This is a genomic window from Anoxynatronum buryatiense, assembly GCF_900182905.1.
GTDB lineage: Bacteria > Bacillota > Clostridia > Peptostreptococcales > Tindalliaceae > Anoxynatronum > Anoxynatronum buryatiense.
Genome location: NZ_FXUF01000002.1, coordinates 49,032 through 61,669 on the forward strand (window position 1 = coordinate 49,032; position 12,638 = coordinate 61,669).

Annotated in this window: 10 protein-coding genes; 6 read left to right on the forward strand and 4 right to left on the reverse strand. The window is 47.5% G+C overall.

The features are described from left to right. The 4 genes from QOL74_RS02990 (at nt 1) to QOL74_RS03005 (ending at nt 5,020) form a co-directional block, all read left to right on the forward strand. Complete coding sequence (locus QOL74_RS02990; RefSeq protein ID WP_283407957.1) at nt 1–2,112, forward strand: sensor domain-containing diguanylate cyclase; 2,112 nt, start codon at nt 1–3, stop codon at nt 2,110–2,112. Nucleotides 2,113–2,273: 161 nt separating this feature from the next. Beyond that, on the forward strand, nt 2,274–2,801 hold the full coding sequence (locus QOL74_RS02995; RefSeq protein ID WP_430383849.1) for a TetR/AcrR family transcriptional regulator: 528 nt from the start codon (nt 2,274–2,276) through the stop codon (nt 2,799–2,801). Nucleotides 2,802–2,950: 149 nt separating this feature from the next. After that, the gene (locus tag QOL74_RS03000) at nt 2,951–3,871 is read left to right on the forward strand and encodes a cation diffusion facilitator family transporter (protein ID WP_283407959.1); all 921 of its coding nucleotides are present in this window, start codon (nt 2,951–2,953) and stop codon (nt 3,869–3,871) included. Between the two features lie 156 nt (nt 3,872–4,027). After that, complete coding sequence (locus QOL74_RS03005; RefSeq protein ID WP_283407960.1) at nt 4,028–5,020, forward strand: zinc dependent phospholipase C family protein; 993 nt, start codon at nt 4,028–4,030, stop codon at nt 5,018–5,020. A 39-nt stretch (nt 5,021–5,059) separates the two neighbouring features. Here the strand turns inward: QOL74_RS03005 and QOL74_RS03010 are convergent, their stop codons facing one another. From QOL74_RS03010 to QOL74_RS03020, 3 genes are all read right to left on the reverse strand, one after another. Further along, nucleotides 5,060–5,950, reverse strand: a complete 891-nt coding sequence (locus QOL74_RS03010; protein ID WP_283407961.1) for a cell division protein FtsX — start codon at nt 5,948–5,950, stop codon at nt 5,060–5,062. 16 nt (nt 5,951–5,966) lie between these two features. After that, nucleotides 5,967–6,626 (reverse strand): cell division ATP-binding protein FtsE, encoded by a 660-nt coding sequence (locus tag QOL74_RS03015; protein ID WP_283407962.1) that lies wholly within the window; start codon nt 6,624–6,626, stop codon nt 5,967–5,969. 79 nt (nt 6,627–6,705) lie between these two features. Beyond that, nucleotides 6,706–7,818, reverse strand: a complete 1,113-nt coding sequence (locus QOL74_RS03020; RefSeq protein ID WP_283407963.1) for a coiled-coil domain-containing protein — start codon at nt 7,816–7,818, stop codon at nt 6,706–6,708. 338 nt (nt 7,819–8,156) lie between these two features. Here QOL74_RS03020 and QOL74_RS03025 point away from each other — a divergent pair, with 338 nt between their 5' ends. Continuing rightward, on the forward strand, nt 8,157–9,752 hold the full coding sequence (locus QOL74_RS03025; protein ID WP_346771714.1) for a sensor histidine kinase: 1,596 nt from the start codon (nt 8,157–8,159) through the stop codon (nt 9,750–9,752). Nucleotides 9,753–9,831: 79 nt separating this feature from the next. Here QOL74_RS03025 and QOL74_RS03030 read toward each other — a convergent pair whose 3' ends face one another. Further along, entirely contained in the window at nt 9,832–11,646 is a 1,815-nt protein-coding gene (locus tag QOL74_RS03030; RefSeq protein ID WP_283407965.1) for a heme NO-binding domain-containing protein, read from the reverse strand. A 466-nt stretch (nt 11,647–12,112) separates the two neighbouring features. On the opposite strand from QOL74_RS03030, the gene QOL74_RS03035 reads away from it, so the two are divergent. Then, a complete protein-coding gene (locus tag QOL74_RS03035) occupies nt 12,113–12,634 on the forward strand; it encodes a C-GCAxxG-C-C family protein (protein WP_283407966.1) in 522 nt (173 codons plus the stop codon). Nucleotides 12,635–12,638: the final 4 nt, after the last annotated feature.

Here is a 12,638-nt window from a genome sequence, read left to right on the forward strand (position 1 = left end):
ATGATAAAGACTCGATGGAGCAGACAGTCCATTTATTTTAAACTGACGATCTTTGTCATTTTTATTATTATTTTTCAGGCATTGCTGTTTACTGGAGCCATGCTTATTGGTGGTGTTTTGAGCAGAGCCAAAGAAAATGCCTATCAGTCTTTTTCTGAAAAAGTCAGTAACCGTAAAGAAACCATTGAACGTGAGATGAAAAACCGGTGGACTAATGTAGATCCCTACCTGATACAGATCGCAGGCGTTTTATCTGATTACCCTGAGCAAAAGGAGTTCTTTGATGCGGTTGCCCAAGATCTGATCGCCATGCTGCGAACCACTCAAACAACTGGAGCCTTTATCATACTGGATGAACCGAACGCAGCAGAAGTGGGTAATCCGGTGCTGTATATACGGGATTATGACCCCATGTTGAATGACGTTGGCAACAAAGACCTTTACATGGTGCACGGACCTTCTGAACTTGCAAAAAGCTTGAAAATCCCACTGGATCAAACTTGGGGATACCACCTGAAACTGACTGATGATAACCGTGCTTTTTTTGACCAACCCTATCGTAATGCATCGCTTACATTCAATGCAGGACTACTGGGTTACTGGAGCCTGCCTTTTCAATTGTCCCCCAATGATCTGCCCATCGTCACCTACACCATGCCGCTGTTTAATGCAGATTATGAATTAAGAGGAATCATAGGGGTGGAAGTTTCGCTGAATTATCTGAATCAGTATCTTTCGGGTACCGATCTTCAGCGACGTGACTCCATGGGTTATCTCATTGCTTACAGCAAATCAGAAGAGAGTCATCTGAAGCCTGTAATCACCAGTGGTGCTTTACAAAAGCGTATGATCCGGGAAACAGAACCACTACTGTTGACCAGGGTTCATTCGGAGTTAAACATGTTCACCATTGAGAACCATGACAGTGCAGAACCCATTTATGCTTGTTTGGAGCGGATTGGTCTCTATCACTTAAACACTCCTTTTGAAGCAGAAGAGTGGTATTTAGTGGGCATGATGACGGAAGGAAGTTTGTTGAGTTTTGTGCAACGAATCCAACGGATCCTCAGTGCCTCCTTGGTGATTTCCATTTTGATTGGGATTGCGGGTGGCATCTTCATCAGTTATGGCGTATCCCGTCCTATTGTAAAGCTGGCAAAACAGGTGCGGGAGAGCAGTGGTGAAAAAAACCTGCAACTAAACGCTACTGGGCTTCTGGAAGTGGATGAACTGGCCATGGCCATGGAAGCGGCCAATAACTCTTTGTTGGATACTGCCTTGAGGATGTCCCGGATCATTGATTTGGTGGAAGTGCCCATAGGTGCTTTTGAAATACGCGAGAACTCAGAAGGCGTTTTTGTCACTGATCAGTTGTGGCATTTATTGGATGTGGAGATTGAGGAAAGAAACCTGTTAGTAAAAGATAAAGCAGCCTTTCGGAAAAAGCTGGATCACATTTTTCAGTATCCGGAAGAGGGTGAGCCCAATGTGTATGTTCTTTCAAAGGGAGAACTCTGTTGGCTTAAAATTAAGATAACGCAATGGGAGAAAGATATTCTGGGAATAGTGATGGATGTGACGGCAGAAATGCTGGAGAAAAACCAGATTAAAGCAGACAGAGATCGCGATCCTTTAACGGGTATTTTGAACCGCAAAGCCTTTCAGGAGGAACTGAAACACCAGATGGCTGCAGAGCAGGCAGGGACCGCAGCACTGCTCATGTTTGATTTGGATAATCTAAAAAAGGTGAACGATACCCATGGTCATCAATTAGGTGACCAGTATATTCTTCATGCGGTGGAGATGTTGAAAACCATTGCTAAACAGCATCAAATGGTGCTGGGGAGACGATCGGGTGACGAGTTTGTGTTGTTGCTCCACCATTTTTCCAATCGCCAGGCGATCAGAGAATGTGTGAATAACTTCTTTAATCGTCTCCAAAATGCAGCGATCAGTCTTCCCGATGGCAGCCATAAGCCAGTGACGCTTTCAGGTGGCTTGATGTGGCTGGAAGGACCAGATCAAGTCTACGAAGAAGCGTTGAAGCTTGCGGATGAAGCTCTGTATCAAGCCAAACGAAGCGGAAAAGGGTCATGGTGTGAGAAAGGCTGATAGCGGGCGCGATAGGAACATATTTAAAGGAGACTTGACAGTGGCAAAGTCAGGTGGTAAAATATGACTGAGAGTCAGTCATAAAATAGCTATTGAGTAAAGAAGGTGATCCCATCAGCCAACATAGCAAAAAAGAACTTATTTTGAAAGCAGCCATAAAAGTGTTATCGGAAAAAGGACTTGAAAAAACCAAGGTGTCAGACGTGGTGCAGGAGGCCGGTGTGGCGCAGGGTACCTTCTATCTGTATTATCAGTCCAAAAATGCGTTGATTCCAGCCATTGCCGACAACATGCTGCAATACATGCTGAACCAAATGAAAACACATATTTCGCCCCAGGACACTTTTTTTGATCAAATGGAAAAAATTGTGGGCATTACCTTTGAAACCACCCATTTATACCGTGAAGTGCTGGGCCTTTGCTACTCCGGCATGGCGGTCACAGGTGCTTTTCTGGAATGGGAGGAAATATACAAGCCCTATTACCACTGGCTGGAAGAACGGATCGCCGCTGCCCAGCTAAAGGGAGAAATCAGACGGGATATGCGGGTTGACATGATTGCCAAAATTGTGGTGGAAATGATGGAAGGCGTTGCAGAGCAAGTGTATCTGTTTGAAGAAAGCAGCAGTAATGCACTGATTTACCAGCAGGAGCTGATGGCCTTTGTCAAGCGGGCATTGACGCCCTGAAAGGACTGAAACAGTTCTTTGCACCGTGTATGACTGACAGTCATTCATATGCTGACGCATGATGAAGCAGATGGATGAACAACAGGATTGTGCTGAAAGTGTTTGGATAAGAACATCGTGACAGATGTGAAAAATAGTTGAGGTGACTTATGGAAGAAGGATTTATAGTACGCAAATTATTGAAGTTGTCCATTGCCGGCACCCTGATTTTTGCCGCCATGGGAATTATTTGGGGAATAGCGGCCAATGCACGCATCATCATGTTTGATGGGCTCTATTCATTGGTGAGCACCGGCATGTCACTCATGTCTCTTTGGGCGGTGAATTTCATAGCCAGGGAAGGAGAGGCGCGCGACGATCTTTTCCAGTTCGGCCGCACTGTGGTGGAACCGCTGGTGATGATTATTAAATCGCTGGTGATGCTGGGAATCGTTGTAACGGCTATGATATTCGCAGTGCAAGACCTGTTTCACGGCGGGCGCGTGGTGAACCTGGAGAACTCGTTGATCTATGCGGTGATTTCCAGCGCCTTTTGTCTGGCCGTGTATGGCTTGCTCCACCAAAAAGGAAAAAAATCCCGTTCGGGTCTGCTGAAGATGGAAGCCCTTGAATGGAAAATGGATGGGTTGATATCACTGGGAACACTGGCCGGTTTTGCCGTAGCCATGTTTCTGAGACGAACCACTGTCGCAGGCCTTATTCCTTATGTAGACCCAGTGTTACTGTTGATGATTACCGCTCTTTTCGTGAAAACACCCGCCCGCACTCTTTGGAACGGGATGCGTGAGTTGCTTAGAATGGCACCGGATGAAGAGATGCAGCGTCAGGTGGATGAAATTGTACAGCAGGTACGTCAAAAATACCAGCTGGAAGAAGCCTATTGCCGGATCAGTAAAGTGGGAACGACGCTCTATGCAGAAATTGATTTTGTAACAGGCAAGAAAACCCTGGTATATACAGTGAGAGATACAGACAGGATCCGGGAGGAAATCAGCAAAGCCATTTTTAAACTCCCCTACGAGCCATGGCTCACCATCTCCTTTACTGAAAACAGAAAATGGGCGGTCTAATGAGGCTGCTGACACCGCCGGTGATCCTCGCCGGCGGTTTTTGTGTCGGGGCTTGAAAATCGAAGCCATTCATTAGATAATCGAAGCAATCCATAAAGAAAGCCAATGCACAAGGAGAATAAGGCAACTTGTCAGGTGGAAGGGATCGGTGGTAACATGCCCAGTCTGATTACCCATTGTCAGTGTGTAAAAGAGGCGCTTGAAAGCTTCAGCGGACAGAAGCGCATCATGACGGAGGCAGCACAAAAGCACCCGCAAATGATTATGCTGGGGGCCCAGGGCGGAGACCCTTTCTTTTACGAAGGGGTGGTTCCCTGGGAAAAGCGCCTGCACCTTCGGACACTGGGAGAAAAAATGCATGAACATCACATTCGTCGGTTTTTCAGTGAAATGCTGGCGTCTCTGAAAGACGGCGAGGCGCTCTTTCAGCTGAAACTGGCCTATATACTGGGTTATCTGGCTCATTATGCCCTTGATACCCATACGCATCCCTTTATTTTCTACTGGTCGGGTTTTGCGGAGGATCCCGGCGATCCGGCACAGCAGTATCGGTTTAAATGTGATCACAGTGCCTATGAAAAAGCCCTTGATCTGTTTTTTGTTCCAAATGCCCATCAAATACCTCTCCACAGGTGGATTCAACCGCCCCAAGCGGAAATGCAGGCAATGGCCCGGTGGCTGGCACCATTGCTGCACCATCTGTATGACATACCGGTATCGCCAAAGGGAGTGATGAAGTCAGCAAGAGACATGCAGCTGATTTACCGGCTGCTGTTGGATCGCACAGGATGGAAGAGAAGGATGACCGCTTGTCTGGAAGGCATTTTCAGGCCGCCGGGCTATATGACGGCCAATATCTATCCTCAAAAAATGCCCGGTGACGAGGATGTTCTCAATGAAGGCCGAAAACCCTGGTGCCTTCCCTGGGATCAGCAGGCGGTGAGCCGCCAGAATTTCATGGAGCTGTACCAGGAAGCAGTGAGGGAAACTGTTGAACTGTGGCAGGCGGTGGAAGATTGGCTGGAAGGGAGAAACACCCTTGAGGGAGTGTTGGAAAAAATCGGAAACCGGTCCTTCTCCACGGGGATTGACTGTCAACAGCAGGTGGTGTTCCGTTATCGACATCAGCAGCACGGGGCAAAAGAATAAAGCCGGAATAAAGCTGTCAATCAAGAAAGCCTCATGGAATCATGATTGAATCCGTGAGGCTTTCAGTCCCATGGCGCTGCCGGCGATTCCCAGCAGCAGGCTGAGGGATAAAATGACCAAAGAGGTATTTCGAAAAAGGACTGTCAGGGGCGGCAGGGGGATGAAGGGCAGTGGTGCAGCCAGTTGCTGATACCCCAGATACAGCGCCCATCGGGTGAACAGAGTGGCCAACAGGCCGCCTCCCAGGGTGAGGCCGAGACCCACCATCAGGAAGGGCAGTGCAATGAAGGAAGGGGGGGCTCCCAGCAGTTTTAATGTGTGGATCTGGTTGCGGTTTTGATAAACACCCTGGCGAATGAGGTGAGAAATCACCACCAGAGTGGCAGTGCCGGCAGCTGCGATAAACAGCAGTCCCAGTACTCGCTGCAGGTTTGTGAGGCTCTGGATCTGGTGCAGCACTTCCCGGTTATCGCGGATGTGGCGCACGCCAGAAAGAAGGAGCAGTTCCTGGTAAATGACTGCTGCCTGGCTGGGATCAACGCTGGTCTCCAGATAGGCATCGAAAGGATTTTCATCAAAATAAGTGAGTACTTCAGCTTCTTCTCCCAGAATGGCAGCCATTTGTTCAAAGGCTTCAGTTTCGCTGACCATTCGAACACCCATTACTCCGGGGATGGCAGTAATGGAAGCCGTCAGTGCCTCCTGATCTGTCTGGCTGATATCTTCAGAAATGAAAACAGAGATTTCAGCTTCCTGTTGAAGGGTGTCAATGATTTGCAGACTCACCCACCAGGTGGATACTACCAAAGACAGCAAAAAAAAGGCCAGGGCAATGCTGACGAAGGAAAGTAGGTGAGAGACGCCGTTCAGCTTCAGCAGCGTGAAGGCTTCCCTTATAAAGTATCCCAGATTGACAAGGCTTCTCTTCATTGGTGACTTCCTCCCATCACTGGGGGACAATACGTCCCTCACTGATATGAATTAACTGGCTGGTACGCTGACGGTCGATGAGATGCGTGGCATGGGTGGTGATGATGACAGATGTGTCTTGATTTCGCAGAGAATCAAGCAATTGGAGTATATTAACGGCATTATCATGATCGAGGTTGCCTGTTGGTTCATCTGCCAGAATCAGTGAAGGTTTTCGGGCAATGGCCCGGGCGATGGCAACCCGTTGTCGTTCTCCCCAAGAGAGATGCTCGGCTTTAGACATCATTTTATGGCTGATGCGCACTTTTTCCAGTGCTTCTGAAGCCCGGCTCCGCCACTGCTGAGAGGGGATCTCCAGAAAACGCATACCTAGCACCACGTTTTCAAGAACACTTCTGCCATCAATGAGTTTCAGTTCCTGAAAAACAGGTCCGATCTGCTGGCGAAGCTGAAGCAGGTCTTTTTCACCTGCCTGGGGAAGAGAAAGGTTCAGCACTTGCAACTGTCCGGCAGTGGGTTTTTCTGCTCCCATGAGCAACTTGATAAGACTGGTCTTTCCCGAGCCACTGGGGCCGGTGATATAAACCAGCTCGCCAGATTGAATTTTTAGGTTGATGCCTCTCAGGGCCTCAGTACCATCGTTGTAAGTGAGGGTCATGTCATTGGCAGTGATCAAGATGCAGCTTCCTTTCAATATGGTTTTTCTGGGGGGGAAAAATGGAGCTGACCCATTGTCTTTCAAAAAAGCCTTCACGTTAAAAGAGTGAAAAACGGCTTACAAGCTCCAGAGCTCCCTGCTGGGTGCGCACGGCAGTGAGGGTGTTGCCCTCCAGTACGGCTGTCAGATCCAGCTCCACGGTGCCTGTTTGCATTAAATCTCGAATGGAGGTGTCGGTGAGCTGCATGCCGTAAAATGTGCCGCTTTCGGCGATGAACTCCAGGGTTTGGCCGTCTTTCAGGGCAAAGATGCCCATCAGCTGAAACTCCCGCTCAGGCATCAGCACGGTGGTCACACCGGGCTGGAACTGTAAAGACATACCTTCAATACCTGCTGTCTGTTGAAGTGCCTGATTGAGGGCGTCCTCCCGCAGAGTGCCCTTGACCTCAAAAAGACTAAAGGAGAGGGAAATGGCGTCTTGGGGCAGGCTGCCGCCGGTGGCCAGCCGGCTGAAGGTGTCTGCAAAGGTGGTGAAAATTTCTTTTGCTTCCAGCCAGTGACGTTCCAGATTCATCAGGCGGTCTTCATAAAGACTTCGCTCATCTTCAAGGGAAATCAGCCGGTCTTCCAGATCATCCCGCAGGGCAAGGTGGCTTTCCAAAAGCGCCTGGAGAGACTGACGCTGCTCATCCACACCCAGCAGAAAAGCTTCCAGGTGCTCCTGTTCAGCTGTGAGCCAGGCTTGCTGCTCTTCCAGATCATCCAATAGATCACCGGTGTTCCGCGTCAGGTCCCGGAGGAGGTGCAGCCGTTTGATAAGGTCAGAAAAGCTTTCGGAGGCCAGTATGATTTCCAGGGAAGAGCCGGGCCCCCGCCGCTGATAGCTTTTCAGCACTGCCTCCAGGAGATCCCGGCTGCTTTCGAAGGATTCCTGCCGAATGCTTATTTCGTTCTGAAGTTCCACAATGGCGGCCTCAGCTTGCCAAATATCCTCTTCAAGCTGTTGCTGTCGGCTTTCCACATTATCAATGTCCTGCACCAGTTGGAACAGGTCATCCAGAATTTCCCGCTGGGTTTCTGACAAAATAACAATCTGATCTTCATACTCCTGCTGCCTGGGGATGGGAACTGCAGCCAGGCTCTGTGCAAGTGTCGTGAAAAGAAAGCCGGTCAGAAAGAGGCAGATTGTGATCCGTTGGCTGTTTTTCATCAACATCACCCGGTTTTCTTGTGGTATTTTAATAGGATGTTGCCATTGAAGTTATTATAACAGAAACTGACAGGAATGTGACAGAAAACTGCTTTTCAACCTGGTGAATGAAATTAATCTTAAGAATGCACAGCTTTGATAATTCGTGATATCATGAAGTTAATAAAATCGATGATCAAAGACTCGTAAGTGGACGGGTGTTTATAATGATATTGGAGGGAATGATGATGAGTACAAGTGATTCGGGAAATGGAAGTCGGCAGGAAGGATATCATTCTATTTGTGAACTGCAATCAGTCATCATTCGTCTCTTTAGCGGATTCATCAACTCAAACTCGATGGTTACAGATGAAGCCATACAGTTGATTCTGGGAGAGTTAGCCAAGTATGTGCAAGCCGACCGAGTCAACGTTGTCTATTATGATTTTGAAAAGCAGATTTGCAAAAATATATATGAGTACTGTGCTCCCGGGATCGAGGAACAGATTCATAACTTGCAGGAAATACCCATTAACCATCGTTTAGAGGTGCTGAACTGTCACCGAGATCATCAAATCTATGAAGTGACAGATGTGTCAATGATGACTCCTGGAAATTTCAGGAACTCTTTGACAGATCAAAAGACAAAGAGTTTGATTAATTTCCCAATTTATGATGATGGAGGGCTTGTTGGGTATGTTGGATTTGATGCGGTGCGGGAACACCGCATTTATAGGATGGAAGAAAAACAGTTGCTTCAGGTGTTCTCTCAAGTGCTGATTCATCATGTGAGACGCGTGCAAATAGAAGAAAACTTGAAAAGAAGTGAAGAAAGGTACCGAACACTGACCAATGACCTGCCGGCAATGATCTGTGAATATCTTCCTGACAGTACGCTCACATATGTGAATCAGGCGTACTGCGATTATCATGGCATGTCCAAAGATGAGATGCTTGGCTTAAAGATGCTTCAATTCATACCAGAAAATGTAAGAGCTCAGGCACAGAAAAAGTATTTGGATTTAACGCCGGATAATCCTTTGCAGGTAACCACACATTATGTGATTTGGAACGGAGAAGTTCGGTGGCATGAATGGCGGGATCGCGCTTTTTTTGACGATTTGGGAACAATGGTTCGTCTTCAAGGCATTGGATTTGACATTACACAACGCAAAGATGCAGAAAAGCTACTGAAAGAAAAAAATAACGAACTTCTATCTGCAAAAGAAGCAGCTGAGGCTGCTTACGTTGCCAAGGGCCGGTTTCTTGCTTCCATGAGCCATGAACTGCGAACGCCAATGAATGGTTTTATGGGAATGTTGCAGTTGCTTCAAATGACCAACCTTGATCAGGAGCAGCAAGACTATATACAGTTGGCTGAAAAGGCTTCGGTGCAATTATTGAGACTCATTGATCAGATTCTTGACTATTCGAGAATCGAAGCCCAAAAAGTACGGCTGCAGAATAAATCCTTTTTAGTGGACGATTTATTAGAGGATATTCGACAGTCAACGAAGCAATTTTGGCAGCATAAGGACTTGCACTTAACATTTATGAAGATGCCCAACGTGCCGCCAATTTTGATGGGAGACGTGCAACGTCTGCAGCAGGTAGTGCAAAATTTAGTTGAAAATGCAGCTAAGTTTACAGAAAAAGGCTCAATTGTGGTATCTGTTCAAAAAACTGAAAAGGAGCAAAGAAATTCAGAGATAAATCTTCTGTGGAAAGTTGCTGACACTGGCATAGGTATTCATCAGGATCATCACCAGCGCATTTTTGAACATTTTTCGCAGGTGGACATTCCATCTGGTTCCATTAATGGGGGTGTAGGACTTGGTTTAGCCATTTGCAAGCAGTTGGTTGAAATGATGGGTGGTATGATCTGGGTGGATAGCCAGGTGGATCAAGGGACAACCGTTCATTTTACAACTCGTCATTACATTCTTGAAAGCTAAGCAACTCATTCGGACTACGAAAGAATGAAAAGCAAGAAAACAGGGCCGAAGAATTGTTCTTCGGCCCTGTCTATGAGGACTATATTTTGTAACGCTTCAGTTCATTCTTCAGGAACAATACCACTTTTTCCAGCTCTTCAATGTTCTCGGTGAGGGTCACAATTTCAGAAGAGAAACTGGTGACGTTGGCACTCATTTCCTGGGCAGTGGCAGAATTTTCCTGGGCAATGGCTGCCAGGGTGTTGAGATTATCAAAAACCGTATTGATTTTAGTCGTTTCATTGGAGAGCTGTTTGGAAAACTCAGAAATAGTCAGGGAAACCTGATTGATGCGGGAAGAGGCCTGCCGGCTTTCTTCCGTGACAGCCACCATGGTTTTGGTGCCGGAATCCAGTTCAGTAAACTGGTCATTCACCTGGTGAACCATTTGATTCACACCCTGAACAAACTCGTTAAGACTGTGGTTAATGGTGCCCACAGCCGTTTTCGAATCTTCAGCCAGCTTTCTGATTTCTTCGGCAACCACACTGAAACCCCGGCCCATTTCGCCGGCCCGGGCGGCTTCGATGGAGGCATTCAAGGCCAGTAGATTGGTTTGTTCGGCAATGTGCTCCACCGTGCTGACAATGGAAATAATGTCTTTCACTTTTTGGCTCAGTTCATTTCCCTGTTCATTTACCTGAGCAAACCGGTCTTTCATTTGGTTCATGTTATCAGATACCTTCTCCAGGTCATTGAAGGAGGTTTCAATTTGTGCCACGGCTGACTCAAGGCTGTCTTTGCCTTCCAGCTCTTTTCGGCTGATATCATTAAGCACATTCAGGTTATCCGACAAGATGGCGACAGATCCTTCTGTTTCAGTGGCCTGGTGTACCGCCCCCTCTGCCACTTCCTGCACAGCCTGTGAAATCAGATCAGAAACCTCGCTCAGGTTCTTGGCAACCTGTGCAAACTTGTCGGTGAAGGAGTAGAGGTCATCCATGCCGCCTCGCAGGTGGGTGAACTCCTCCCGCAATTTTTCCTTCACCTGAACCACTTCGCCGTAGGTTTGCTCCAACCGGTCACCTGTGGCAACATAAAGACTTTCCGACAGATCAAGGTGACGCACTTTTTCCAGTTCGCCGGGTAAGTCTTGCAACGGTCGGTTCACTGCCAGGCCCGTGATGAGGCCGGAAGCCAATACCGCCAAAGGAACGCCTGCCAGCAGGGGGAGATTATCGGTACCGCTGAGCAGCGCAACCAAAATGCCGGACAAGACGGTGGGCAGTAAAATGACTTTAAATGCCGGCGATTTGATGACTCCCAGGGACAAAAACTGGGAGAAGGGGTATCGCTTGTATTTTCGGGGTGTTTTTTCAAAGTTCAATTGAACTCTCACCACATGGGTGCCATCGCTTCCCACTTTTTTCTCCAATACTTCAGAGTGAATTTTTTCATTAAAGTGGGCGCCAACACCTTCAATGAGGCCCAGAAGATAATCATGCAAACCACGTTTGGACTGGTAAACCATCTGAAAGCTCTTTTCGCCCACGCTCTCAGGAATCAGGCGGGGCGGCTTGGCTCCGGGGATCATTTTGGTTAACTGGGCATGAACGCTGTCCATGAGCAACAGAAAGCCCATAGCGGTGCCGCTTTCAAAATAGGAGGGAAACCAGCCATGAAAAGATGCAATGTTATTTTGGCCCAATTTTCGCCAAAGGGTTTCGCTGCTGATCCCCTGAGAACGGGCAAAAGCATCCATTAGGGAGAAGATTTTTTTGTCTTCGATTTCCTCCAGAGGCGTGATGAGGCGCCGGGGGTTCCACCCTTCCTGTTCCAGTATTGCGTCCCTTTTATCTTGTCCGTAGAGCTTTTCAATGGTATTGAGCCATATGTTGACAACTGTTCCTTTCATCCTGCACCGTCCTTTACCATAATAGAAAATGTACTATTAATCATTATACCATCATTTGAAGACTGTGATGACAGGTTCAGAAAAAAATGGTGAAAGGTTATTGAGATGAAGAGAAAACTTGGGAAATGAACCCATGGGAAGCAAATCTATTAAACGGAATTAAACGGAAGTGGAAGGCATTCGATGACAGATTTGAGAAGGAAACACGTGCAGCTGAATCATTTGGAATTTCTATCCATCGATTACGAACTTCAATTCGACCTTCGGTTGGTCTTCTCTTATAATGATAGATGGAAATTTATCAAAGTATCCGGCAAACCGTCATCAAACTCCGCAGCATCGGATTAACGGTAACAACCGATTAACAGCAATATCCGTTAAAGGTGTGCAGCCATGAGTTTTCATGCATATGTTAGCGGAAATGATGGCAGCATGCGATGCAGCATAAGGAAGGGGAGGAATCAGAATGGAGAGGGAACAATTGATTCAGGCAGTGCGGGAGAAGGCAGAAGGGTATTTTCAAAGGGGAGAGTTTTTTTGCTCCGAGGCGGTGATTCATACCATCAATGAACTGATGGGATGGCCTTTCCCTGAAGAAGTGACCAAAATGGCTTCAGCCTTTCCCATTGGTCTTGGAAAATCAGGATGTCTCTGCGGTGCCGTCAGCGGCGGTGCCATGGCTCTGGGAATGGCCTATGGACGAAATCACGGCGAAAGCATGGATGCGCGAATGTTTCCCGTATCAGCCCAGCTGCACGACCATATCAAGACGATGTACAGAAGCACCTGTTGCCGGGTGATGATCAAGGATTTCGAATTCACCAGCCCTGAACGCAAAGCACACTGTGTGAAGATTACGGGAGAAGTGGCAGCCTGGATTACTGAACAATTTCTGGCAGATGAAGCAGTGGCAGCCCGTATGGCGGTGGAAAGCTTTAGCAGTGACCAGTCGGAATCATGTGCCTGCAGTGGTTGTGGCTGTAGTTAAGAAA